Genomic DNA, 24,071 nt, shown 5'->3' with positions numbered 1-24,071 from the left:
GCCAGGATCAAACTCTCCATAATAGAGAAATTCGAGTAGCTCGAGTTTCTTGCTGGCATCAATTAAGATGTCAATTTGAATCCGAAGATTCGTTTGTTCTTTTCACCGACAGAGTCGGCTCCAGAACCTTATTTGTTGACGTTTTGCTGTTCAGTTTTCAAGGTTCATTGTGTTGCTCTCTTGCAGCAACTTTTCTAGTATAGCATTTTCACTCTAACGCGTCAAGCGTTATTTTGAAATTAATTATTGGAGCGGGTGAAGGGAATCGAACCCTCATCATCAGCTTGGAAGGCTGAGGTTTTACCACTAAACTACACCCGCGTATGAAATTTGGCGCGCCCGACAGGAGTCGAACCCATAACCTTCTGATCCGTAGTCAGACGCTCTATCCAATTGAGCTACGGGCGCTCGGTTTGCTATATGGAATATGGTGCGGTAAAGAGGACTTGAACCTCCACGGGGTTAACCCCCACTAGGCCCTCAACCTAGCGCGTCTGCCATTCCGCCACTACCGCATTATTTGCGACACACTTTATTATACTACTCTCAGTAAAGATGTCAATAGTTTTTTAAAAAAGAATGGTGAGCCATGCAGGATTCGAACCTGCGACCCTCTGATTAAAAGTCAGATGCTCTACCAACTGAGCTAATGGCTCGTGCTTGTTGTATTGTCTTGTTGGTAAGGATTGTGATCCTTTTATATGAAGACGTTGAGTTTTGTTTAGTACTTGTGTTGCTTTGGGTATTAAAACCGATTTGCTCCAAACGCCGGAGGCGTTTCTCGCAAAACTTTTTTAATCGCGAAGCGCTAAAAAAGTTTGGCTGGGGTAGCTGGATTCGAACCAACGAATGACGGAGTCAAAGTCCGTTGCCTTACCGCTTGGCTATACCCCAACAATTTGATCAACTTACATGCTCGAAACTCTGTACATCGCAGGGCTTAATTTCTATCCCCTTTTACTTTGTACATAAACCTGGAAGTTATACATAAAAGTTGGTGACCCCTACGGGATTCGAACCCGTGTTACCGCCGTGAAAGGGCGGTGTCTTAACCGCTTGACCAAGGGGCCATCTATTTAATTGGAGAAGGGAGTTTGTTTTGTTTCAACGCCATTCCCTAATCGACTTTTCCTATTATAGACACTCATTATCCATTCGTCAACACTTTTTGTTGAATTAATTTTTCACAATCTGAAAAACCGCTTATCTACAGCGTTTACTTAATTCGTGTTAGGCAAAATCGCTGGTTTTATTCTTACGATGCTTCGAGGATACTTTTCGCTTCGACTTACAGGATCTTCATCTGGATTGGATTCTAAAAGCGCATAAACAGCAAGAAGGACGCATAAAATCATAGATTTACGCATAAGTTCTCCAAGAGAAGCATAAGTCCGCCGATTCACGCATAACCAGCAAGAAGGACGCATAAATCTTTAGAAACGCGCATAAACCAGTTTATGCGCGTTTCATGCGATCATGCTCTACTCGCTGTGCTTTATGCGTACATTATCCGATTTATGCGCAATTCGACGACTTTATGCGCACGTTATCCGATTTATGCGTGTCTAAACCGTTTTATGCATTTTCATATGGATTTATGCGTACTTACTTCGCTGGCTTTCCACAGAAAGTGTTTATGCTTGAATGAGAACGATTTCCCCGGCGCATTTCCCACATCGATATTTCCGCACATCCATTCTTCTTTTCCTTCTATATTCCAATCCACATGATTTACATTGATAGAGATGGATCTTCTTCGGTTTACTCGACGGCTTCCCTAGCGGCTTGCAATATCTTGGCGATCCGGTTTCCCGCAATAGCTTTTTGAAGTCGACATCTCCATGTCGATACCCTTTTCCTTCTTGATGGAGATGGTAATGGCAAAGTTCGTGCTTGATGATGCCGACGAGTTCTTCCATATCATAGAGCTCTACTACTGCCGGGTTGATTTCAATGGAGCCGTCGGACAGTTTATATCGCCCGCCTGTCGTTCGTAGGCGGGGATTGAAACGCGCTTCATGTATGAATGGTTTTCCGAAAGCTTCTATAGATAGTTGTTGGACGAGTTGCTGCAGATTACGTTGTTCCATTCCGGTCTTCACGTTCGCAGCTCAATTCCCTTTTGGAGGGATCATCGTCAACGAAATCCTGCCTTTGTTCTTATCTACACCTTCCACCCAGACGGTTACAATGTCTCCGGATGCGACGACGTCCAGCGGATGCTTGACGAATCCTTTTTTCAACTTCGAAATGTGGACGAGTCCGTCTTCCGATACGCCGATATCGACGAATGCACCGAAGTCGACGACGTTCCGGACAGTCCCTTGCATTTCAAGTCCTTCATACAAATCTTTCATGTCGAGGACGTCCGCTTTCAACAGCGGCTGCGGGTAGTCGTCACGCGGGTCGCGGTTCGGACGTTTAAGCGTATCGATAATATCGCGCAATGTCACTTCGCCGACATCCAATTTCGCAGCTAACGTCGGGATATCCAAAGCAGTCAAGGCATTCACTGCCTCTTCCTTCCCTAACAAACTTTTGTCCACTCCAGCTTCCGCGAGCACCTGCTCCGCAACTATATAGCTTTCAGGATGGAGACCGGTCGAGTCGAATCGGTCTTTCGCTTCCGGTATGCGTAGGAAGCCGATTGCCTGTTCATATGTCTTCGCGCCGAGACGCGGAACCTTCTTCAGCTGAGTCCGTTTTTCGAACAACCCATTCTCTTCACGCGCCTTGACGATGTTTTCTGCTACCGTTTTCGATAGGCCCGCCACGTATTGCAGTAAAGATGAGGAAGCGGTATTCACGTTCACGCCTACCCGGTTCACCGCAGTTTCAACAACAAACGATAGCGATTCGGATAGTTTTTTCCGCGCAACGTCATGCTGGTATTGGCCGACGCCGATCGATTCGGGATCGATTTTAACGAGTTCGGATAATGGGTCTTGCAATCTCCGTGCAATGGAAACGGCGCTCCGCTGTTCGACTTGGAGGTCAGGGAATTCTTCCCGCGCCTGGGACGATGCCGAGTAGACACTTGCCCCCGCTTCATTGACGATGACATATGAAACGGGCTCTTTCGATTCCTTGATGCAGTCTGCAATGAATTTTTCCGTTTCCCTCGAGGCTGTTCCGTTGCCGATTGCAATGATCGGTATCTTATACTTCGCGAGTGTTGAAAGAATCATTTTCTTCGAAGCTTCCTTATCCGGTTTCGGAGGGTGGGGATAAATGACCGACACTTCTAGCATCTTCCCTGTTTCATCAATGACCGCCAATTTACAGCCTGAACGAAAAGCGGGATCGACGCCTAACACCATCCTGCCCTTTAAAGGTGGCTGCAAGAGAAGACTCTTCAAGTTTTCCGAGAATACATGGATCGCTTGTGCTTCCGCTTTCTCCGTCAGCGCTGTCCTGATTTCCCGCTCGACAGACGGAGCGATCAGCCGTTTGAATGCATCCTCTGTAGCCTCTTTTACATGCGGGGCTGAAGGAGATTGCTGTTTTTTAATCAATTCGCGCTCAAGGACACCGATGATCCGCTCCGCCGGGAACGTCACGCCTACACGCAGGACCTCTTCTTTTTCTCCCCTGTTCAACGCAAGCACACGGTGAGGGACAATCTTTTTCAACGGTTCTTCATATTCATAATACATTTCATACACACCGCGTTCATCTTCGGCCCCTTTACGGAGCACGGAAGCCATTTGGCCATCGGACCAAGCAAGTTTCCGCACGCTTTCCCGGAGTGCAGCGTCATCCGCAATTCGCTCTGCGATAATGTCACGTGCTCCAAGAAGCGCCTCGTCGATGGATGCGACCGCCTTCTCTTCATTCACAAAAGCCGCAGCAAGCTCTTCCGGATTTTCCCGACCGAATGCCATTAACTTGTCCGCAAGCGGTTCGAGTCCGCTTTCAATCGCAATCATCGCACGGGTGCGTCTTTTCTGCTTGTATGGCCGATACAAGTCTTCAATGCGTTGCAACACCGTTGCCGATTGGATTTCCTTTTTCAGTTCGTCAGTCAATTTCCCCTGCTCTTCAATTAACCGGATGACTTCCTCTTTCCGTTGTTCCAGCCCTTTTTCATAATGGTATGCATCCTCGATCGCTTTGATCTCCACTTCATCGAGTGAGCCGGTCGCTTCTTTCCGGTACCGTGCGATGAAAGGGACCGTGTTGCCTTCGTCGAGAAGAGAAATGACATTGGCGGTTTGCTTCGTACTGATCGATGCTCTTTTTGCAGTTGCTTCTATTAGACTGTTCGTCATTCATTCCCACCCTTTCCTTCATAATCCCAGTTTACCATTGATGGGTATTCTTACTCCATTCCCGCACACAAAAAAACCTGCTTCAATTTACTGAAGCAGGCTGCCGGCGATGAATGTGGCATCGTCGCCGGATTGTGCCGATTCTTTTACGATATTGTACAATTCATACGCGTTGGTGCTCTGTTTCAAACTTGCTTTCGGGCTGTTCAGCGTCACTCCGTCCGAATGAAGGAAAAACAGATCGCCCACTTCGTACTTGTATGTCTGGGTATTCATCTTCTGCGGTCTTCCCGATAGATATCCCATGACGGGCAAAGGATAAATCATCTTTTCACGACCATGCAAAATATACATCCTGACATTTCCGATACAGCTGTATTCAATCGTGCCATCCTTATAGTTGACACGCACAATTGCTACGGCCGCTCCGCGTTTCTGCACCATGTATTCATTGCAGCGGCTCAGCAATTCGTCGAGCGTTTCGTGGTGAAAGCGTTCAAGGACTTCAGGAATCACTTCCGCGGATTGCCTTGCGACTTTACCGTTTCCCAAACCGTCGGCAATTGCACAGATGAAGTAATCCTCTTCGGAATGAATATAGTACGTATCTCCAGACTCGATATTGCCATGCTTCGCTGCGTTATAAATGTACGCCTCTACATGATCATTTTTGAACACTTCCACTACGATGCACCACCAGCTGCCAATATGGCTTCTTGAAGTTTTTTGATCGCTTTCCGCTGCAATCTGGACACATGCATTTGAGAAATACCGAGACGTTCCCCCGCTTCCTTCTGGCTCATTTGCTCAATATATGTATATTGGATAATCTGCTTTTCGCGTTCCGACAACACATTAAGCGCATTTGCCACGACTAGTCGGTGGTCTGTCCTCTCAAATCCGTCATCCGATTCTCCTATGATATCGAACAAGGTGACTGTGCCGCCTTCTGAATCGGCTTCCAGCGTATGGTCCATCGACAGGGCTTGATAGCTCCTCCCCATCTCCATCGCTTCCAGGACCAATTCTTCATCGGTACCCAAGTATTCCGCTATTTCACTCACGAGCGGCGAACGTTGCATTTCAATCGTCAATGCTTCAACCGCGGCCTTGATTTTTGGACCGAGCTCCTTGATGCGTCGCGGGACATGGACTGCCCATGTCTTATCGCGTAGAAACCGCTTGATCTCTCCGACGATCGTTGGCACTGCAAATGCTTCGAAGCTGCGTCCGAGGTCCGGATCATATCTGCGGATCGCCCCGAGAAGGCCAAGCATTCCTACTTGGACGATATCTTCATGGTATGGCTTCCCATTTGAGTATTTGCGGGCGATGGAATGGACGAGCCGTTCGTAATGAAGGACAAGATTCGTCTGTGCATCATCATCGTTCGTCTCCTGGTACTGCCTGATCCACTCCAACACTTTCTCTTTCGTATCCGGCTTATGAGTTGGCTGTTCGTTTGACATCTTCTTCGCCTCGCTCTCTGCCGAGATATTTGGTCATAAAGACCGTCACGCCCTCCTCGTGATGAAATTTAACTTCATCCATGAGCGTCTCCATCAAATAAAGCCCAAGTCCGCCTTCGCGCTGGAAACGGGCATCTGATGTGTCGCTATATGGACCGATATGCTTTTTCGTCTCTTCAAAGTCAAAACTTGTTCCATGATCCGCAATCATGATCTCCAACCGCTCTTCATACAGTGCACACCCGACTACGACTTCACCGTCTTCGTCCTGGCCGTAAGCATGTTGGACAGCATTCGTTATTGCCTCACTTGAAGCAATTTTCAAGTCTTCGATGTCATCGTATGTAAACCCGAGCCGACTTGCAATGCCTGAAATCATCAATCTAGCAACACCGACATATTGGGCTTTTGCGGGTATCTTGATCTCTATATAATCATAATGTTGCATTATGGTCCTCACTTTCCTTCTGTTCAATATCGATAATTTCATTCAGACCGGTAATTTCAAACAGGCGGTTCAACCGTTTGTTCAAGCCCGTTATCTTCACATGCCCGCCATTAGCGGAAACAGCCTTATAGAAACCTACGAAAACACCGAGGCCTGTACTGTCCATATAGTCCACTTCGGATAGATCCAGCTCCGCCTTCAAACCTTGGACATTTTCCACAGCCGCAAGACGCTCCCGTAGAACAGGTGCCGTAAATGCATCGATTTCCCCGACAACCTTGAAATATTGAACACTATTTTGTTCCAGCAACTCAACTTGTAAATTCATTTCCTGCACCCCAACTCTCGATATTTGTATTTGAATAATACACTACAACCTTACATACCCGCCAATCAAAAAGTTAAACCTGTTCCGGCTCTTTTTTGAAGATGACAATTGTAAAATCGTCGCTCAATCGATAGTTTTGAAGTTCCGCAAGGTGATGATAGACATGTTCCGCAATTTGCTGAGCCGACATGTCTTTCACCTCACGAAGAAGGTTTTGGATGGTATTCATGTCAATGAACCCGTCTTCCGTCCTCGTTTCAGTGACGCCATCTGTCATCATTGCAATGAAGTCCCCATCGTTCAGGACGACCGAGCGCTCCTCGTATTCGGTATCCGGTTTGACGCCGAGCAGCAATCCCTTGGCATCCAACTCCGAAAACTCCCCTGTGCTGTTAGTAAAGTGCAATGCTGGTTCATGACCAGCCGACGCGTAGGAGAATGTCGTATCTTCAGCATTATATTTGCCATAAAACATCGAAATGAACATCGAGTCATCGACACTTTTTTCGACAATGCGGTTAATGATGCCAAGGACATTCTCTGGGCTTGTATTTCCATCAGGCAATCCGTCCATGCCAAATTTGATCATAGACATGCACAATGCCGCAGGTATCCCTTTACCGATCACATCCGCTACGGCGACGCCCGATTCGTGCTTCTTATTCAGGAAATAGACGTAATCACCATTCATCTGTGTAGCAGGCTGGGAAATGTATCCCACGTCCAGGCCGCTGACACATGGCATCTTCGTCTTCAGAAGCGTGTCCTGCACTTTCGTCGCGACATTCATCTCCATTTGGATCGCTTCCTGTTTACGGATGAGACTCTGGTGCTCACGCAATGTAAGACCGTAATGGATCATCATCTCGATCAGAAAGTCCAAGGAATTCCACACTTCGTCCTGCAGCTCGGGATGCAGCTCGATTAATGCGGTTTTGTGAATGCTGATGACATCTTCAGGCGCGATTTCCTTTTCGATGAAACGCCTGCTGAATTGCTGCCCGACGTAAAGATCTTCTTCACTCGGGCTCTCCAAATATTTTCCCATAATTTCTTTATACTGCCTGCCGACTTCTTGTGGCATCTGCTATCGCCTCCTCAATGAAGCCATTTTGTTGTGGTAATGGTCGTTCCAGCTCCGGTTTCCGAAGCGACTTTGAACTCGTCCATAAGCCGTTTCACTCCAGGCATTCCCGCTCCGAGGCCGCCAGATGTCGAAAAGCCGTCTTCCATTACTTTACGCAGATCAGGGATTCCTGGACCTTCATCGGAAGCGATGATCTTGATGCCGAACTTCCCATTGTCAGTCACTCTCTCAATTTCAATCTTCCCTTTGCCTGCATAAAGATAAATATTTCTCGCCAATTCGCTGATTGCGGTCGTGATGCGAGCTTGGTCGACGGTTCCGAAACCGGCCTTCTTTGCCTCGTTACGCCCTAATTGCCTTGCAGCAACGATATCCCATTCCGTGATTATCTCTACAGAAGACCTAAGATCCATTTTCAGGCCTCCAATTCTTTATAAAGTTTATCCAAACCGTTTTCCAAATCTAGCGCAGTCATTACGTTGCTCAAGCGGATTCCAAGCTCGATCAATGTAATGGCAACTGCAGGCTGAATTCCGGTGATCACCACTTTTGCGCCCATCAAACCAGTCATATTGATCACATCCCCCAATACTTTTGCGATGAAGGAATCAATGAAATCAATCGGCGTCAAGTCGATTACAACGCCGAGAGCCGCTGTATTATGCATTTTATTCAATAGGTCTTCCTGAAATTGAATGGCCGTCTGGTCATCCAGCTCCCATTGGATCGACACGATTAGGACTTCATTTAATTTCAAAATCGGTATACGTGCATTCAATTTGCTTCCACCTCCACGATTGCTCGATTTGTCATACCCAAAGCTGCCTGCATTCCCCTCTGCAATGTGCTTTTCGTTGTGAATTCATGTAGGTTGATGCCTAGTGCGACAATCGTCTGTGCAATTTCAGGACGGATGCCGACGAGCATGCATTTCGCACCTACCAAACGGACCGCTTCCGCCGCTTGGATAATATGATGCGCAACCATCGTATCTACGACCGGGACTCCTGTAATATCGAGCAGCACCACTTCAGCCCGCTGGCTCACTACGCCTTCCAGAAGGTTCTCCATGATCAACTTCGCGCGTTCCGTGTCGATCGTTCCGACTAAAGGCATGACTGATATTTTGTCGAATACTGGAATTAAGGACGCAGACAACTCCTGCAATGCGATCTTCTGCAGGCTGACGGTTCTTTCCCATTCTGTGGAATAGGCATCGATAATGCTTTCACGTAATGGATTGATCCAATTTCTGAATATGATATTGAACGTACGCAAGTTGCTTTCGTTGATGATCTCCTGCTCTTCCAGAAATTCGTATACGACATCCGAAAAATTGTCGATCGCCTTATTGACGAATTTGATCGCCCAGCCGAAGCGGACGACTTTCTCAGTGAAGTCGTTGATTCTCTCAGTGTTCGCAGCAGATGAGTCGGAAATGTTGGAAGTCATCAGCTCCGCAAATTCCCTGCTTGTTTTTTCGACGAGATGATCGGGCATGAAGTGGAAAAAGCGTTCTCCCTTCTCCTCTTTCATCCTCCTGATCCAACGCTCGATGATTTCGTCCATGTTCTTATTGATGCCTTCTACCATTATTTTATCCATGCGTTAAAATGCCTCCCTGCCAAATTGAAAATCCCATACCCCCATTGTACAGAAAAAAATTGAATTAGACATCTATTTACAGCTGCTACCTCTAAAAACGTTTTTGAACATAAAAAAACACTCCGGAAGACGAGGTCCGCAGTGCTTTTACATATGTATTCAAAATTTAACAAGCCCGAAGCTGATTTCCAGCGCTTCGTCAACTTTTTCCATCAATGGTTCGTCCAAATGGGTGATTTTATCCGTCAGCCTCGACTTGTCAATCGTGCGGACTTGTTCGAGCAGGATCACGGAATCCCGCTCGAACCCATACCGTTCCGCATCAATTTCGACATGTGTCGGCAATTTAGCCTTCTGGATTTGTGCAGTGATCGCTGCAACGATCACTGTCGGGCTGAACCGGTTGCCTATGTCATTCTGGATGACAAGTACCGGTCTCGTCCCTCCCTGTTCGGAACCAACGACGGGTGACAGGTCTGCAAAAAAGACGTCCCCACGTTTTATTGCCAACTTTTCATCCTCCGCTTACGAGACGTTCCACCGTATGCTGGGCTTCGAGTTCCGCATGCAAGCATTCCTTTGCGATTCGTAAGTTGATTTGCGACATTTCAACGTAGCCGATCATCATCGCTTCACGGATTGTATCCGCTTCATGACCAGACATATACCGCTTCGTTGAAACATAAGCGAATTCTCCGCGCTCCGGCTCCTGATGGACGGCCGTATGTTCAATTTCATTCCCTTTAGATACTTTTACGATTTTTATGTTTTTCTCTCGCAATTCTAGCACCTCCGACAGACCCCGTTCCCTCGATCGATTCTATTCAAAGTCTATCTTACCATTGAACTTCGACAATGAGAAGACAAAGAAGGATTTTTATTGACAAGAATCTTCAAATATTGTGGTCATTTGTCGAAAGATGGAACTGCGTTCATCCTATCCATGTTAGGCTCAATATATTCTCGGCACGCGTTTTCCAATTGTCACCGCGACTTCATATGGAATCGTCCCGAGCCGGTCCGCCCATTCCTCCATCGTGATTTCCTCATCGCCCTGCCTGCCGATCAATGTCACTCTTTCACCGGCAGCGAATTCGTGCGGCAGTTTCACCATGCACTGGTCCATGCAAATTGTACCGACGATCGGCATACGTTCTCCGCCAATTAACACATCCTGGCCGCGCAGCCCTCGATTCAAGCCATCTGCATAGCCGATCGGCAACGTACCGATCCACTCATCTTGCGTAGTTTCATACGTTCCCCCATAACTGATTCGTTCGCCCTTACCGACCTTTTTCACATACGCCAATTCCGTTTCGAGCGTGAAAGCTTTCTTTAATTCAAACGGCAATTTCGTCCCTACATAAGTGGAAGGTGCGATGCCGTAAAGACCGATGCCGAACCGGACGGCGTCAAGTGCATATTGCGGATAAAGCAAAGTCGCTGCACTATTCGAAGCATGGATGAGGGGCGGCCTTTGTGGAAACTCAGCCACCAACTCCATGAAACGATTGAATTGCTCCTCCGTTTTACTAGGATCCTCTTCATCCGCACAGGCGAAATGAGTGAAGGCGCCTACAAGACTTATGTTAGTCGATCCTTCAATTACTTCAATGATATCCTCAAGGGCATTTTCATCCCGTAGACCGATCCGACCCATTCCGCTGTCGATCTTCACATGGATATTCAACGGATGATCGGCTTCCTTGACATAATCGGCCGCCTCGCGAAGCCATCCGGCATCTGAAACAGCTAAGTGGATCCCTAGTGAAGCGGCCTTTGCTGCAAATCCGACCGGAGACAAACCCATGACGAGGATATCGGCGGTAATGCCCCCATCCCGCAAATGCAAGGCCTCGTCAGGCGTCGCTACCGACACCATCCGGGCCCCTGCTTCAATGGCGGCTTGTGCCACTTCGACCTCTCCATGCCCATAGCCGTCCGCTTTCACGACGGCTATGACGGCTGTTTGGCGAGGTAAATAATGTTGCAAGTTTTTAAGATTCTCTTGTATCGCTTGTAAATTGACATTTGCCTTTGTAGGACGATAATTCTCCATCTGAATCCCTCATTTTTCTCTCGATGACTCTATTATCAATCCTATAAGCTTTTTACGTCAATTAATATTATTTGCTATTTTCAGGACTCATTGAAGATGCGACTTCTATTAACTCGTCAGCCGTCAATGTGGATGATGCGACGAAGAATGCCACTCCATCCTGCTCCCAACGGATCGAGTTATTCGTCAACGCCGCCACAGTGAAGCCCAAGTCGACCGGATCTCCTTCGATGGACACCGCCATTTGATTATCCGGAGTCTCTGCCGGCTCCTGGACGACAATGAATTCCTTGTCTCCACCGCCGAATGTCGTGAAAAATCTTGTTCCGTTTTCTGTAGCGACCATTTCTTCCTCAATGACCGTACCTTCCCAATTCAAGTTCGGATAGTACTTCATCATGCCTGTCTGGCCATCTTCGGTCGATTGCGGTTTTTTCTCAGGCTGAGCCTTCTCCATATCAACTTGATATTCAGATGCCTTGTGCTCTACGCCAAGTGCTATTTTATTGAACGTTACACGGATTTTCTCTTGCTTGTTTTCATCCATGACGGATACATATTTCGGCAGCAATGTTTTCTTATCAATATGGATTTGCTGCATCGGAAGGACTTTCTTATGATTATTCCTTGATGCCGTTTCGAAAACATACGTCTTATCCTTTTCTTGCATTGTGGAATTCTTATCCGCCTTGATGTCATCCGAAAGCGTGCCGATCAAATACGGCATGCTGTTTTGCGTCGGCCAATCACTTTGGAACTTATACGTCTTTCCGAGCGATGGCGTGATGACAAAAACGCCTTCTTCATTCCTGACGATCATTTGGGATTCTTGGCTTCCTGCTTGTGCTACATTCACTTTGTAAAAATCAGGTTTCGTATGCCATACAGTTACATCGTACACCCTTGGTTCAGAACCTGTTTTGATCTCCATCGTCGCCTGCAGTTCGTACCCTTTCGCCTCGTTCCACTTCCCACTGAGCTTCTTCATGACATCCTCTTTAGACGGTGATCCACAAGCTGCTAGCAGTGTCATGATTGCAACTAGCAATAAAACAAAAATTCGGCTGCGCATACAGTTCATCCTTTCTCATTTCAATCGGGTAGGTCATCTTATGAGAGTGGACAGTCATTTATGCTAGCTTGTTTACATTGAATCTTTTATTTCCTAAATCAATTACGTCTTGACGTAATTGCGTCCGGATTTTTATCGAGCTTGAGGCCTACAGGAAGTAGGTCATGCGACCGTTGCGACACGATGTCGCGCATTTGGTCGCCTTCCAAACTCCCTTAAAAATCCGTGACATCCACCGGAGGTTTAACTTAATCCAGCTGGTGTTTGCTGGATTAAGTTAAAATGACCTGCGCAGCCGCCACAGTGCGGGTATGTGTGATGGATACGAAGCCGGCGACTTCCTTCCCGTCAAAAAATAGCACCGGTTTCCCTGATGGTTCCTTCAATATTTCAATCTGCTCAAAACGGCAGCCCTTCCCGATTCCCGTGCCCTTCGCTTTTGCAAATGCCTCTTTCGCCGCGAAACGTCCGGCCAGGAATTCATTCTTCCGTTGCGCGGGCAGCGATTCGTACAGCGAAAGCTCTTTATTTGAAAGGATGCGCAACCGGAATTTATCCGATCGTTCATCCAACCTAGCTATACGATCCAATTCCACGATATCCAATCCGATGCCCATTATCATTATCTTCGTCCCTTTCATGCACAATTGTGAAGGCAGTTCGCGCTTCTTATCCAATCATAAACTATGTATAATAAAACCAAAGGTCAGGTGAAAAAAAGTGTTTATTCGAAGAGAAAACTTTTCCCAGTATATACGTTTGTATCCGTTCGTAACCGCGTTGCTTTCCATTAATATCCTCGTTTACATTGTAACGGGATTGCCGATACAAGGAAGCCGGTATTTATATTATACGGGCGTCGGAATCAATTCAATGATTTCCGCAGGGGAATGGTGGCGGCTCGTCACGCCGATGTTTTTACATGCAGGACTCATGCATCTTCTATTCAATATGTTTTCATTGTTCATTTTCGGTCCGGAACTTGAACGGGTTGCCGGCAAGGTGCGCTTCCTGACAATTTACCTATTGTCAGGCATTTTCGCCAACGTTGCCTCCTTCTTCCTCGGCGGTCCGGATTTCGCCCATGTAGGAGCGAGCGGTGCGATTTTCGGCATTTTCGGCGCGTTCGGCGCACTCGTCTATTATACGAAAAACGCATTTCCACAGTTGCGTCAAATTATGCTGCCGATCATCGTCATTAGCGTGATTATGACGTTCCTGCAGCCCGGCGTCAATGTCATCGGACATATCGCAGGATTGATCGTCGGCTTCATCATCGGACTAAGCTATTTCAACCCAAAACGGATTGTAAGTTGGCGAAAATGACAAAGTAACGGGCACAAGCAAAGCGTTGCGAGCACCACTCACAAAAAGCCTGCGAGCAATTCGCAGGCTTTTATTTCATTCATCACTTGTCGAACCGCCTTTTTCGTACCAATTGAAAATCCTCTCCGCCTCTTCGACTTCCATATGATGCACGTTTGCATGAAAGACGCCCATGCCGGATTTAATGTTGGCGATGACCGTTGCAACGCCTTTTCGTCTATGGAAGTAACTTTGTTTCATTTCCATGGACTGGATCCGCTTCTTCTTCATATATGCCGTCTGCAAGCTGATCCCCCTAAAGCGGAACGTCAGCTGATTGCCAACAATACCATATGCGGCGGAGCGATGCTGCCAAATGCCGAGCGCTATAATGGCAGGGATGATCGCGAGCGAAAGCAGGCCGTACGGGAAAAAGAAATAGGTGAGCGCCCCGATGGCCGGCAGCATCCACAAAAAGTCAATGCGGTAATAGAACGGCCTTCCTTTTGCAGTTAGCCTATTCGCAGGCTCTTCCAAATGCAAATCGGGGAAGACATCCTCCAAATAGAGCAATACCCGATCCCTTTTCACAATCGGGAATAAATTGATCTTCGAGTTTTGACCAATACCGCCCCCAGCACTATGGATAGATACCGTAGCATACCCAAATAACTTCCTGATCGGATTCTCCACGACTACGACGCTTTGGATCCGTTTTAAAGGTACGGTCACTTTCTTCTTTTCGAGCAGCCCCCTCGTAATGACAATGTCCTCCTCATTCATTTCGACAGTAAAATTGTAATGGGAAAGGAGCGTCATTCCGACAGATAGGATCCACACACCGAGCAAGCCGAGGAAAACAGCGATCGCCACAATCAACACACCGAACTTGATGAAGGAGGAAATCTCTTCGAACATCCACTCGAATGGCAGCAGCTCCCCGAATTGCGAAAGGAAGATTGCCGCACCGGACAGGATGACACCTACACCTCCGGAAGTAGTAGCAAGCACCAACAGGTCCTTCGATGACATCAAGAACACTTTACGGAAGTTCGATTCCTCTTTAATGGGCATCTCTTCCATAGGAGCGACCAGAGGAGTGTCCATTCCAATCTCTTCAGCAGACATCCCCTTCTGCCGCTTCTTCGCTTCAGCCAATTCGGTTTCCACACGCTTAGCGGCCGCTTTCGTGATCGCCGTCAATTCCCCTTCTGCCTGCTTCGCGTTAGAACTGCCCGCTGTTTCCACTTTCACCTTCACAAGCCCGAACGGTCGGTGAAAAATTCCTTCTGTATAGTCCAAGCTTTGGATACGGTCGAACGGGATATACCGTTTCTTCTTGACGAATAAACCCGACTCGATCCGTAGCTCATCGTCCTCGAACCAATATTCGAACCGTTTCCACTTAATGATACCGCTGACGAATAAACTGATGATCAACACACCGAAGATGAGGAAGGATAAATAGTCCACATACCAGAGACCTGTCCCTCCACCTTTGAATCCATTGGCGAAAACCAGGACGACGAGCGGAAGAATCGCTTCTTTCAATGTTTTGAGCATCTCAATAAGCGCAGTGATCCAATGCAATTTATAACGCTGCTGTTCAGACATCGTCTTCCGCCACCCTTGCAAGCACGGAAATCCTGCCTCGCAGTTCATCCGCCTCCGCCATGATCAACGCAGGGATCGTATGGACCGTGGCTGCCGTTGAAATCGAGATTTCAGCCAAACCGTATTTCCGCAGGATCGGACCTTGTGATGTATCAACGTGCTGTACGCGCACCATCGGTATCAATGTCCGTTTCACAATGAACAGACCGTGTTGCAATTCTATTTCGGACTCCCTTACTTCATACCGCCATCTCATCCATCTCACCTTCGGGAATAAAATGATGATGAAATAGGCGAACAGGAGGAGTACAACGGCTTCCAGCGGATAGATCCAGAATGGCCATTCAAATATGTATACGAGTACGCCGACACCACTGGCTATCAATGCTAGAATGATTGTTTGAATCCAGCCGTATAATCGCCAGACTTTCAAGCCTTTCGGAGAAATCCTGTTTGCGGGTTGAGCTCTCACTTCCACAACACCTCTTTCTATTTCTTTTATTGTATACGCAGCGGCAGTGAAAATGTTTCATTTTAAAAAAAGAAAACCCCGGAGGATGAGGTTGTCATCTCCGGGGGTATTATTATCTATCCGATTTGCCTCTAGAACTACTTGAACGGTCTCTACGTCCGCCTCCGCCGTCACGGCTTCCACGACGTGAACCGCCGCCTCCGCCATAACCGCGTCCGCCGCCGTGTGAACGTCCGCCGCCACGACTTCCTTTGTAGCCGCCACGATCACGTGAGCCCGAATTACGAGAAGGCAATGGGCGTTCTTCTGTAATTTTAACAGGTGTATCATCTGGTTCTTTCGTCAATGATCTGATCGCAGCCGCGACAAGATCCTTCGCTTCGAATTTCTCAAGAAGCTCAGCTGCTAACGGCTGATAATCAGTCAATTCGTTTTTCTCAACGATTTCAGCTAGCTGTTCCAATGCAAGGCGTTGCTGACCGATCAATGCTTCATCTTCAGTCGGCGGCTGAAGTGGAGTCATCCGTTTTTTCGTCGTTTCCTCTACAGTACGGAGATAACCCATTTCACGCGGCGTTACGAATGTAATCGCCATACCGCTTTTACCAGCACGTCCTGTACGGCCGATACGGTGTACATAGCTTTCTGGATCTTGTGGAATATCGAAGTTGTAAACGTGTGTAACACCAGAAATGTCGAGTCCTCGAGCCGCTACGTCTGTTGCAACGAGAACGTCGATTTTATTGTCCTTGAACTGGCGAAGAACAGACATCCGTTTTGCTTGTGTTAAGTCGCCATGGATTCCTTCTGCCAAGTAGCCGCGGATACTCAATGCGTGTGCCACTTCATCGACACGGCGCTTCGTACGACCGAACACAATTGCAAGCTCAGGCTGGTGAACGTTCAACAGACGTGAAAGTACGTCAAACTTTTCTCTTTCTTGTGCTTTAACGAAGTATTGGTCGATGTTCTCAACAGTCATTTCTTTCGACTTGATTTTTACAATTTCAGGCTCTTTCATGAATGTCTCAGCAATTTTGCGGATTGCAGGAGGCATTGTAGCAGAGAATAAAAGTGTCTGGCGAGTATCTGGAACACTTGCCAAAATCGTGTTGATGTCTTCGATGAAGCCCATGTTAAGCATTTCATCCGCTTCGTCAAGGACGAGCGTATTCACATTGTTCAGTTTCAACGTTTTACGGTTGATATGGTCAAGAATACGTCCCGGAGTTCCGACAATAATTTGTGGATTATTGCGTAATGCTCGAATTTGCCGACCAATTTCTTGGCCACCGTACACAGATAATACACGAGCGCGTCTGCCGTATCCGATTTTATAGATTTCTTCGGATACTTGAATCGCCAATTCACGTGTCGGTGCAATGACTAATGCTTGCACTGCAGGATTGTTCACATCGATTTTCTCAATGATCGGAATACCGAATGCAGCAGTCTTACCCGTACCAGTCTGCGCCTGGCCGATAACGTCGCGGCCTTCCATGCCGAATCTGATTGTTCCTTCTTGGATGGGTGTCGCTTCTTCAAACCCCATACGCTTTAGAGCGTCTTGTGTGGATTCGCTAATATTAAGTTCTGAAAATTTCGTCAAACTTCTCAATCTCCTTTGATTTCTTCATTTAGCAATTGGTTACATTTGCAAATGAAAGCACGGCAAATTCGAGCCTTAAACTTCTATGGGAACGTTTCCGATATTTTGTATTCTCTGGAGTGGATAAAAGTTCAAGGGTTGAACTTCATAAAAATTCAGAGGCAATAGTGAAAAGGAAAGCTTGTCTTTGCCGATCGGGTTTCGCTCCTGAATAATGATCTGGGAGACGTTAAACCTTTTTATTCAAAAAAAAGTACTCTTCGTCACCGGAAGAGTCTCGTGTAAATGTATCCAATACTCATAGTAGTTTATCACGCCTGACAGTTATCCGCAATCAATCCGCTTTAAAAGGAATAATCAGTCTTCACAGGAAGCTTTCTTCATGAATTCATACACCTTTGCGAACCATTCGCGGTTATCATCACTGTAGCAAATATGATGTTTTCCGTTTTCCGATACGATCAGCTGCTTTTGTTGAGAGCCGAGTGCGCGCAACAAGTGCTCCCCCGTCGAAAAAGGAACGATGCCGTCCTTCTTCCCTTGTACTACGCAGACGGGTGTAGTGATTTTACCGTAATACGGCTCCACCATTTTGACGACCCGCGTGAACTCCTTCGCAGCACGGAGCGGTGTATGCCGTAATTTATAGTCGTACAAATGATAGAACGTGTTCGGCGGAAAACTTTTTGTCACGGTTTTAGACAATAAAACGGCTGCGTCCGCAAGTAGGATGCGCGGACTAATATACTTTGCAGCCGCACTGAGCAAGACGAGCTTTTCGATTTTGTAGCGCAGCGCTAAATAAAGCGCTATAATTCCTCCCATTGAAAAGCCGACAATGATGATGCGGTCGGCCACCTTCCTCAACCGGTTGAGGGCAAGCTCCGCTTCCATCATCCAGTTTTCGGCGGAAACCTTGCTCAAATCGACCGGAAAGTCATGCCCAGGGAAAATTGGTACTGAAGTGATCCAGTCCGTCCTCTCCTCCACATAACGAATGAGAGGGCGGACTTCAAACATTCCTCCGGTAAATCCGTGAAGGAATAATACACCTGTCTTCATGCCTGCAATACACCATCCATAATCCTTTCCAGCGCCATGCCCCTCGACCCTTTCAACAAGACGATGGAATTGCCGTCGATAGATGAACGAAGCGACTCGATCAATGGATCATAATCGTTTTCCGACCAGATGATTTTGGTTTCATTCCCATTTTTCTGCAGCTCTTCATAAAGCCATTTCATTCGCGGTCCAAATAAAAGGATTCCCTTTAAGCTTATAGTGCCAAGCTGCTGAGCAATCGATTCATGGTAATGCCGTTCATTTTCGCCAAGTTCCAGCATATCTCCCAAAACGGCCCATTTTTCTGTCCGAAGTCCTGTTTCGCGCAGGAACGAGAGTGCTGCCTGCATCGATGTCGGCGCGGCGTTATACGCATCATTGATGAACAACGCGCCATTGTCAGCAACGACCGGCTGCATTCTCATATCTGTGAGCTTAGATTGGCGGAGTGCCGCGTCGATCTGTTCGTGGCTGAGACCAAGTTCATGTGCGATCAGAATTGCGGCAAGTGAGTTTTTAACTTGATGGGAACCGAAAACAGGAATTGTAAAACTGCCGTCTAGAACTCCTGTAACGGAGAAACGGCTTCCTTCATCCCCCGATTCAGTTGAGACAAGGGATAGACCTGTTTTATCGGAGCGGCCGAAAGATATCGCCCTTACCTCAGGATGCGCGGAAACTAACGTATGCAATAACGGTTCGTCGCCATCATAGAAAAGAGCACCGCCTTCTTGCAGTCCATCGATGATTTCGAATTTCGCCTTTGCAATCCCTTCGCGGGAACCGAGATCCTGCATATGCGCTTCACCGATATTTGTAATGACGGCATAATGCGGCTTTGCCAAGTACGACAGGAATGAAATTTCATTAAATCCGCTCATCCCCATTTCAAGGACAGCAACTTCCGTCTCTTCTTCCAATGACAAAATCGTCAACGGCAACCCTAATTGATTATTGAAATTGCCTTCCGTCTTGCGCACATTGAAGTACGGCGAAAGGACGCTTGCTACCAAATCCTTCGTTGATGTCTTGCCGTTCGAACCGGTGATGCCAATGAATTTGCACGCAAGCTCTTTCCGGTACGCACGAGCGAGTTGCTGCAACGCGAGTTCCGGATCATCGACAAGAATGAGGGGAATGTCAGCAGGAGCACCAGGCTCATCTTTCATCCAGAGTGATGCTGCCGCCCCCTTTTCAATTGCCTGCCGGACGTACTTATGCCCATTTACCTGTTCGCCGCGGAATGGGATGAACAGATCACCCTCTTTAAGAGTACGTGTATCAATCGACACCCCGCTCACAAGCACATCGCCCATGAGTTGCCCTTCCGCTTGCAGCCAATCTGCCAGCACTGTCAATAAACGTTTCACAATCTATCACACTCAATCCATTGTATATTGTATCTGTTTCTTCTCTTCATGCCGTTCGAGCGCCAATTCAATCAGCCTGTCAATCAATTCCGGGTAGGAGGTGCCCGTATTCTGCCATAGCAGTGGGAACATGCTCGTCGGCGTGAAGCCCGGCATCGTGTTGATTTCATTGATGAGCACTTCGTCTTGATCCGTCACGAAAAAGTCAGCCCGTACGAGCCCGGCGCAATCCAGCACTTTAAATGCACGGATCGCCATATCCTTCAATGTCGTCTCCACTTCGTCAGTCACCGGTGCAGGAATAAGCAATTCTGTATTGCCATCCTGGTATTTCGCTTCGTAATCATAAAATGCCGCCACAGGTTTGATTTCCCCGAGTACAGAGCACGCCGGATCATCATTGCCCAGGATCCCGACTTCGATTTCACGCGCAGTGACGCCTTGCTCGACGATGATTTTCCGGTCGAATTTCAAGGCGAAATTGACTGCGGCAATGAGGCTGTCATGATCTGTCGCCTTGCTGATGCCGACGCTAGAGCCTAAGTTCGCAGGCTTGACGAACATCGGGAACGTCAATTCCTTCTCCATTTTTTCGACCCAGTGCTGTTGGTCCTTTTTCCATTGGTTGCGGACGAAGTGGACATAAGGGACTTGCTTCAGTCCAACCTGTTCGAATAGCTGCTTCATGACGACTTTATCCATGCCCGCGGAAGAAGACAGCACGCCGTTACCTGCATAAGGGATGTTCATTACTTCGAACAGCCCTTGAACCGTTCCATCTTCCCCGTTTGTTCCGTGCAATAGCGGAAGGATGATGTCAGGCGTCCCGTTTCCATTCAAAAAGTCATGAATGCTGTCGGGCTTTCCTCCAACTCGTTCCAACCTCAATTGCTCAATCGATTCAGCGGGAGCAGCAAGCGGCTCCCCTTTCCTCCACTCGCCTTCATACGTTATATAAACAGGAATTACTTCGTATTTATCAAAATCAATCGCATTTGTAACCGCCGTGGCAGTTGATAGGGATACTTCGTGCTCCGCAGATTTACCGCCATACACTAAACCCAGTTTCTTTTTCATAAATCTCCCTCACTAACCGTTAGATTTTCGTTCCTATAGTTTACCACGAAACGACGTACCCGTTCGTATAATTGCATGATCCGGAAGGACCTTTTTCAAACCGGGCAACTTCCTGCCCGCCAGGACGTCACTTTGAAAGATATGATTATAGGGGCTACTTACGTTATACTCTAAGTACCATTTTAAAAGTTCAGTAGAAAAGGTGAATGTTTTGAATCTCCAAAAGAAGCAGGCCGACCGTTTTGATTGGACGCTTGCATTCATTTTAGCTTTGCTTGCGATTGTCGGTATTTTTGCAATCGCATCTGCTCAGACCGCCGAACAATATGGCCCTATTAACTTTGCGCTCCTTCAAGTCAGATGGTATGTTGTCGGTTCGGTTATCATCGCAGCCACCATTTATTTGGAGCCGGAACAATATAAGAAACTCGCGTGGCCTCTTTACGGATTTGGTGTCCTATTGTTGTTGTTTCTGATGGTTGCCCCTGGAGGCGATGGACAGATCGCGGAAATCCGAATGGGCGCCAAAAGATGGCTGAACCTTCCCATCATCGGCAGAATCCAGCCTTCCGAATTCATTAAGACATTTTTCATTTTAGGGATGGCGCAGCTTGTCAGCAAGCACCAAGAGGTCCATTTGAATAAAACGATGAAGACGGATTTCCTTCTATTAGGTAAAATCGCAGCCACATTGATCGTCCCGCTGTTCTTTATTGCAGAGCAGCCCGACCTCGGTACATCGTTGGTGTTCATCGCCATCACGGTCGCCATCATTCTCGTGGCCGGCATTTCCTGGAAGATCATCCTTCCTCTATTCGCGGGCGGGGCGGCACTCGGCGCAAGTCTCCTTTGGATGGCGGTATATGCGCAGGACTTCATGGAAAATGTGCTCGGCTTCGACCGCTACCAGTTCCGTCGCGTCTATTCATGGCTCGATCCATACTCATACCCATCTGATGAAGGCTATAACCTTATTCAGGCGATGACGGCGATCGGCTCGGGAGAACTGTCAGGCAAAGGGTTCCATGGACGGGAAGTATACATACCTGAAAACCACACCGATTTCATTTTCAGCGTCATCGGCGAGGAATACGGCTTCATCGGCACGAGCATCGTCATCTTCCTTTTTTTCATCCTGATCTTCCATTTAACTAAAGTTGCATTGGAACTTAAAGATCCGTTTAGTGTATATGTATGCACAGGCGTTATCGCGTTGATCGCCTTTCACGTTTTTGAAAACATCGGCATGAACATCCAGTTGCTGCCGATTACCGGAATCCCGTTGCCGTTTATCAGCTACGGAGGCAGCTCTCTCTTCAGCAATATGCTCGCAATCGGATTGATTTTCAGTATGAAATTCCACCATCGGACATATATGTTTGATTCGGAAGACGAATAGTTACTAAATGACTTATAAAAATATCCGTACAAGTCTTCCATTTTCCGTTATAATAATATATGGTTCCCACGCCAATCCTACTAACTGATAAGGTGACATATATGAACTTAGATAAAAAACCCGTAGATCGATTCGATTGGCCTCTCGCATTCATCCTGCTGCTCTTCGGCGTGATCAGCCTCATTGCAATCGCATCCGCGCAAACGACAGGACAATATAAGATAAACTCCATTCCGGTAAACTTCATCCCGTCACAAATCCAATGGTATGTCATCGGCTCGATCATAATCGCCATCACGATGTACTTGGAGCCGGAACAATATAAGAAAGCTGCATGGATCATCTATGGCGGCGGTGTTCTCCTTTTGGTAACGCTTTTCATTTTGCCTGAAAGCATGGAACTCGTCTCCCGCAGAAATGGTGCAAAAAGCTGGTTCCACCTTCCATTCGGAATCGGAAGCATCCAGCCCGCCGAATTCATGAAAACGTTCTTTATCATCGGCATGGCGCGCACGATAACGAATCACCACGAACGCTATTTGGAAAAGACGCTGCAGACAGATTTCCTGTTGCTCGGTAAAATTGCTGCAGTCTTCCTCCTTCCGTTCACGTTCATCATGCTGCAGCCCGATTTAGGAACCGGGCTCGTGTTCATCGCCATCACTGTCGCATTGGTCATCGTGGCGGGCATCACTTGGCGCATCATCCTTCCGATCTTTGCCGTGACCGCATCTTTGGGAGGGACGCTGCTGTGGATGGCACTTTACGAACAGGAGTTTATGGCGAAGCTCGGTTTCAAACCGTACCACTTTGAACGGATCTATTCTTGGCTCGATCCGTATTCCTATGCATCGAATGAAGGACTCCATCTCATCACTTCCTTGAATGCAATCGGATCAGGAGAGATATTCGGGAAAGGGTTCCAAGGGCGTGAAGTGTACGTTGCCGAGAGCCATACTGATTTCATCTTCAGCGTCATCGGGGAAGACTGGGGTTTCATCGGCGCAAGCCTTGTCATTTGCCTGTATTTCTTCCTGATCTATCATATGACGAAGATCACGCTTGAACTGAAGGATCCCTTCAGTACATATATTTGCGCTGGCATCATCGCAATGATCACGTTCCACGTATTCGAAAATATCGGCATGACGACTCAGCTATTGCCGATCACAGGCATCCCCCTCCCGTTTATCAGTTACGGGGGAAGCTCATTGATGGGCAATATGCTCGCGATTGGCCTCGTCTTCAGCATGAAATTCCATCACCGGACATATATGTTCAGCTCGGATGACGAGGAATAACGAAAATCGGAAGGCGCCTGCCGGAACGCCTTCCAAAAATGCAAAAAAAATCTCTCGCATGCAAGTATGCGGGAGATTTTTTGTTATGACTGTATTTGCGGGTCATTTGTAGGTGGCGCGAGGGCTTTCAGCATTTCCATCCGGGATTTCGTTGCTGTTGCCGAAACACCCAACTTCGCCAAGTTGGAGATGATTTTCTTCAAATCAACTTTTTCTTTCGCCATCTTTTCCACCTCGACCTTTCTATATGTTGTTGACGTGTCTTCGCATTGGAAAGTTTCATCATTGATATGAAATTCATGCCAATTTTGATCTATACACATCATACCACTCCTGTCCACTTTTAAATCTTTCAATTATGTTACAAATTGTTCGCCTTTTGTAAATGCTTTATACACGATGGAAAAATAAAAGCTTGCGTTTTTTGATTTACCACCGATTCTCGGGGGTTTACCACCGACTCACAGCTGTTTACCACCGATTCCCTCTTTTTACGCCTGAAATGCGAAAAAATGACGTTCCA

25 protein-coding genes and 6 tRNA genes are annotated in these 24,071 nt (G+C 47.2%); 3 read left to right on the top strand and 28 right to left on the bottom strand.

Going from position 1 to position 24,071, the window contains the following annotated elements; genetic code table 11:
* Window positions 1-247: 247 nt before the first annotated feature.
* From M3193_RS12815 to acpS, 21 genes are all read right to left on the bottom strand, one after another.
* Window positions 248-321 (bottom strand) — tRNA-Gly (locus tag M3193_RS12815).
* A gap of 10 nt (window positions 322-331) precedes the next feature.
* A tRNA-Arg gene (locus tag M3193_RS12810) sits at window positions 332-408 on the bottom strand.
* Window positions 409-428: 20 nt separating this feature from the next.
* Window positions 429-515 (bottom strand) — tRNA-Leu (locus tag M3193_RS12805).
* Between the two features lie 65 nt (window positions 516-580).
* Window positions 581-656, bottom strand: a tRNA-Lys gene (locus M3193_RS12800).
* Between the two features lie 163 nt (window positions 657-819).
* Window positions 820-894, bottom strand: a tRNA-Gln gene (locus M3193_RS12795).
* Between the two features lie 101 nt (window positions 895-995).
* Window positions 996-1,070: transfer RNA gene (locus M3193_RS12790), tRNA-Glu, on the bottom strand.
* 564 nt (window positions 1,071-1,634) lie between these two features.
* Window positions 1,635-2,090 (bottom strand): SprT family protein, encoded by a 456-nt coding sequence (locus tag M3193_RS12785; RefSeq protein WP_251628246.1) that lies wholly within the window; start codon window positions 2,088-2,090, stop codon window positions 1,635-1,637.
* Window positions 2,091-2,111: 21 nt separating this feature from the next.
* Window positions 2,112-4,271, bottom strand: a complete 2,160-nt coding sequence (locus M3193_RS12780) for a Tex family protein (RefSeq protein WP_251628244.1) — start codon at window positions 4,269-4,271, stop codon at window positions 2,112-2,114.
* An 87-nt stretch (window positions 4,272-4,358) separates the two neighbouring features.
* Window positions 4,359-4,955 carry a PP2C family serine/threonine-protein phosphatase gene (locus M3193_RS12775; RefSeq protein WP_251628242.1) on the bottom strand — a complete coding sequence of 199 codons (597 nt, stop codon included), beginning with the start codon at window positions 4,953-4,955 and terminating at the stop codon, window positions 4,359-4,361.
* The gene (gene sigB, locus M3193_RS12770) at window positions 4,955-5,740 is read right to left on the bottom strand and encodes an RNA polymerase sigma factor SigB (RefSeq protein ID WP_251628233.1); all 786 of its coding nucleotides are present in this window, start codon (window positions 5,738-5,740) and stop codon (window positions 4,955-4,957) included. Before sigB ends, M3193_RS12775 begins: the two co-directional genes overlap by 1 nt.
* Window positions 5,715-6,188 carry an anti-sigma B factor RsbW gene (gene rsbW / locus M3193_RS12765; protein WP_285847146.1) on the bottom strand — a complete coding sequence of 158 codons (474 nt, stop codon included), beginning with the start codon at window positions 6,186-6,188 and terminating at the stop codon, window positions 5,715-5,717. Before rsbW ends, sigB begins: the two co-directional genes overlap by 26 nt.
* Entirely contained in the window at window positions 6,175-6,516 is a 342-nt protein-coding gene (locus tag M3193_RS12760; RefSeq protein WP_251628231.1) for an anti-sigma factor antagonist, read from the bottom strand. Before M3193_RS12760 ends, rsbW begins: the two co-directional genes overlap by 14 nt.
* 73 nt (window positions 6,517-6,589) lie before the next feature.
* A complete protein-coding gene (locus tag M3193_RS12755) occupies window positions 6,590-7,600 on the bottom strand; it encodes a PP2C family protein-serine/threonine phosphatase (protein WP_251628229.1) in 1,011 nt (336 codons plus the stop codon).
* A 14-nt stretch (window positions 7,601-7,614) separates the two neighbouring features.
* The gene (locus M3193_RS12750; RefSeq protein WP_251628227.1) at window positions 7,615-8,016 is read right to left on the bottom strand and encodes an anti-sigma regulatory factor; all 402 of its coding nucleotides are present in this window, start codon (window positions 8,014-8,016) and stop codon (window positions 7,615-7,617) included.
* A gap of 2 nt (window positions 8,017-8,018) precedes the next feature.
* Entirely contained in the window at window positions 8,019-8,381 is a 363-nt protein-coding gene (locus M3193_RS12745) for an STAS domain-containing protein (RefSeq protein WP_251628225.1), read from the bottom strand.
* Window positions 8,378-9,208: an RsbT co-antagonist protein RsbRA gene (locus M3193_RS12740; RefSeq protein ID WP_251628223.1), complete on the bottom strand. Its 831-nt coding sequence runs from the start codon at window positions 9,206-9,208 to the stop codon at window positions 8,378-8,380. Before M3193_RS12740 ends, M3193_RS12745 begins: the two co-directional genes overlap by 4 nt.
* Window positions 9,209-9,367: 159 nt before the next feature.
* Window positions 9,368-9,718, bottom strand: coding sequence for a type II toxin-antitoxin system PemK/MazF family toxin (locus M3193_RS12735; protein WP_060205884.1), 351 nt, complete (start codon window positions 9,716-9,718; stop codon window positions 9,368-9,370).
* A 4-nt stretch (window positions 9,719-9,722) separates the two neighbouring features.
* On the bottom strand, window positions 9,723-9,989 hold the full coding sequence (locus tag M3193_RS16745) for a transcriptional regulator (protein WP_285851980.1): 267 nt from the start codon (window positions 9,987-9,989) through the stop codon (window positions 9,723-9,725).
* 171 nt (window positions 9,990-10,160) lie between these two features.
* The gene (gene alr / locus M3193_RS12725; RefSeq protein WP_251628220.1) at window positions 10,161-11,267 is read right to left on the bottom strand and encodes an alanine racemase; all 1,107 of its coding nucleotides are present in this window, start codon (window positions 11,265-11,267) and stop codon (window positions 10,161-10,163) included.
* A gap of 67 nt (window positions 11,268-11,334) precedes the next feature.
* A complete protein-coding gene (locus M3193_RS12720; RefSeq protein WP_251628218.1) occupies window positions 11,335-12,339 on the bottom strand; it encodes a LolA family protein in 1,005 nt (334 codons plus the stop codon).
* A gap of 272 nt (window positions 12,340-12,611) precedes the next feature.
* Complete coding sequence (acpS, locus tag M3193_RS12715; RefSeq protein ID WP_251628217.1) at window positions 12,612-12,962, bottom strand: holo-ACP synthase; 351 nt, start codon at window positions 12,960-12,962, stop codon at window positions 12,612-12,614.
* Between the two features lie 97 nt (window positions 12,963-13,059).
* On the opposite strand from acpS, the gene M3193_RS12710 reads away from it, so the two are divergent.
* Window positions 13,060-13,665 (top strand): rhomboid family intramembrane serine protease, encoded by a 606-nt coding sequence (locus M3193_RS12710; RefSeq protein ID WP_251628215.1) that lies wholly within the window; start codon window positions 13,060-13,062, stop codon window positions 13,663-13,665.
* 75 nt (window positions 13,666-13,740) lie between these two features.
* On the opposite strand, the gene M3193_RS12705 is transcribed toward M3193_RS12710, so the two are convergent.
* From M3193_RS12705 to M3193_RS12680, 6 genes are all read right to left on the bottom strand, one after another.
* Window positions 13,741-15,258: a PH domain-containing protein gene (locus M3193_RS12705; RefSeq protein WP_251628213.1), complete on the bottom strand. Its 1,518-nt coding sequence runs from the start codon at window positions 15,256-15,258 to the stop codon at window positions 13,741-13,743.
* Window positions 15,251-15,730, bottom strand: a complete 480-nt coding sequence (locus M3193_RS12700; protein ID WP_251628211.1) for a PH domain-containing protein — start codon at window positions 15,728-15,730, stop codon at window positions 15,251-15,253. The genes M3193_RS12705 and M3193_RS12700 overlap by 8 nt, the downstream gene beginning before the upstream one ends.
* Before the next feature lie 112 nt (window positions 15,731-15,842).
* A complete protein-coding gene (locus tag M3193_RS12695) occupies window positions 15,843-17,339 on the bottom strand; it encodes a DEAD/DEAH box helicase (protein ID WP_251628209.1) in 1,497 nt (498 codons plus the stop codon).
* A 357-nt stretch (window positions 17,340-17,696) separates the two neighbouring features.
* Window positions 17,697-18,401: an alpha/beta hydrolase gene (locus M3193_RS12690; RefSeq protein WP_251628207.1), complete on the bottom strand. Its 705-nt coding sequence runs from the start codon at window positions 18,399-18,401 to the stop codon at window positions 17,697-17,699.
* Entirely contained in the window at window positions 18,398-19,771 is a 1,374-nt protein-coding gene (locus M3193_RS12685) for a UDP-N-acetylmuramoyl-tripeptide--D-alanyl-D-alanine ligase (RefSeq protein WP_251628206.1), read from the bottom strand. Before M3193_RS12685 ends, M3193_RS12690 begins: the two co-directional genes overlap by 4 nt.
* 12 nt (window positions 19,772-19,783) lie before the next feature.
* Window positions 19,784-20,848, bottom strand: coding sequence for a D-alanine--D-alanine ligase (locus M3193_RS12680; RefSeq protein ID WP_251628203.1), 1,065 nt, complete (start codon window positions 20,846-20,848; stop codon window positions 19,784-19,786).
* Window positions 20,849-21,059: 211 nt separating this feature from the next.
* Here M3193_RS12680 and M3193_RS12675 point away from each other — a divergent pair, with 211 nt between their 5' ends.
* Both M3193_RS12675 and M3193_RS12670 read left to right on the top strand, forming a co-directional pair.
* Window positions 21,060-22,247 carry an FtsW/RodA/SpoVE family cell cycle protein gene (locus tag M3193_RS12675; protein ID WP_251628201.1) on the top strand — a complete coding sequence of 396 codons (1,188 nt, stop codon included), beginning with the start codon at window positions 21,060-21,062 and terminating at the stop codon, window positions 22,245-22,247.
* A gap of 101 nt (window positions 22,248-22,348) precedes the next feature.
* Window positions 22,349-23,548, top strand: coding sequence for an FtsW/RodA/SpoVE family cell cycle protein (locus M3193_RS12670; RefSeq protein ID WP_251628199.1), 1,200 nt, complete (start codon window positions 22,349-22,351; stop codon window positions 23,546-23,548).
* Window positions 23,549-23,631: 83 nt separating this feature from the next.
* On the opposite strand, the gene M3193_RS12665 is transcribed toward M3193_RS12670, so the two are convergent.
* Window positions 23,632-23,772, bottom strand: coding sequence for an Lmo0850 family protein (locus tag M3193_RS12665; protein ID WP_251628317.1), 141 nt, complete (start codon window positions 23,770-23,772; stop codon window positions 23,632-23,634).
* Window positions 23,773-24,071 lie beyond the last annotated feature (299 nt).

The sequence above is a fragment of the Sporosarcina luteola genome, assembly GCF_023715585.1.
Taxonomy (GTDB): Bacteria; Bacillota; Bacilli; order Bacillales_A; family Planococcaceae; genus Sporosarcina; species Sporosarcina luteola_D.
Note: the sequence above shows the minus strand (reverse complement) of the source record. Positions and strands in the feature narration are given on the sequence as shown.

What these genes read in the sequence shown, in the direction of transcription:
- M3193_RS12785 (WP_251628246.1), bottom strand. Translation starts at nt 2,090, where the DNA reads ATGGAACAACGTAATCTGCAGCAACTCGTCCAACAACTATCTATAGAA.
- M3193_RS12780 (WP_251628244.1), bottom strand. Translation starts at nt 4,271, where the DNA reads ATGACGAACAGTCTAATAGAAGCAACTGCAAAAAGAGCATCGATCAGT.
- sigB (WP_251628233.1), bottom strand. Translation starts at nt 5,740, where the DNA reads ATGTCAAACGAACAGCCAACTCATAAGCCGGATACGAAAGAGAAAGTG.
- rsbW (WP_285847146.1), bottom strand. Translation starts at nt 6,188, where the DNA reads ATGCAACATTATGATTATATAGAGATCAAGATACCCGCAAAAGCCCAA.
- M3193_RS12760 (WP_251628231.1), bottom strand. Translation starts at nt 6,516, where the DNA reads ATGAATTTACAAGTTGAGTTGCTGGAACAAAATAGTGTTCAATATTTC.
- M3193_RS12755 (WP_251628229.1), bottom strand. Translation starts at nt 7,600, where the DNA reads ATGCCACAAGAAGTCGGCAGGCAGTATAAAGAAATTATGGGAAAATAT.
- M3193_RS12750 (WP_251628227.1), bottom strand. Translation starts at nt 8,016, where the DNA reads ATGGATCTTAGGTCTTCTGTAGAGATAATCACGGAATGGGATATCGTT.
- M3193_RS12740 (WP_251628223.1), bottom strand. Translation starts at nt 9,208, where the DNA reads ATGGATAAAATAATGGTAGAAGGCATCAATAAGAACATGGACGAAATC.
- alr (WP_251628220.1), bottom strand. Translation starts at nt 11,267, where the DNA reads ATGGAGAATTATCGTCCTACAAAGGCAAATGTCAATTTACAAGCGATA.
- M3193_RS12720 (WP_251628218.1), bottom strand. Translation starts at nt 12,339, where the DNA reads ATGCGCAGCCGAATTTTTGTTTTATTGCTAGTTGCAATCATGACACTG.
- acpS (WP_251628217.1), bottom strand. Translation starts at nt 12,962, where the DNA reads ATGATAATGGGCATCGGATTGGATATCGTGGAATTGGATCGTATAGCT.
- M3193_RS12705 (WP_251628213.1), bottom strand. Translation starts at nt 15,258, where the DNA reads ATGTCTGAACAGCAGCGTTATAAATTGCATTGGATCACTGCGCTTATT.
- M3193_RS12690 (WP_251628207.1), bottom strand. Translation starts at nt 18,401, where the DNA reads ATGAAGACAGGTGTATTATTCCTTCACGGATTTACCGGAGGAATGTTT.
- M3193_RS12680 (WP_251628203.1), bottom strand. Translation starts at nt 20,848, where the DNA reads ATGAAAAAGAAACTGGGTTTAGTGTATGGCGGTAAATCTGCGGAGCAC.
- M3193_RS12670 (WP_251628199.1), top strand. Translation starts at nt 22,349, where the DNA reads ATGAACTTAGATAAAAAACCCGTAGATCGATTCGATTGGCCTCTCGCA.
- M3193_RS12665 (WP_251628317.1), bottom strand. Translation starts at nt 23,772, where the DNA reads ATGGCGAAAGAAAAAGTTGATTTGAAGAAAATCATCTCCAACTTGGCG.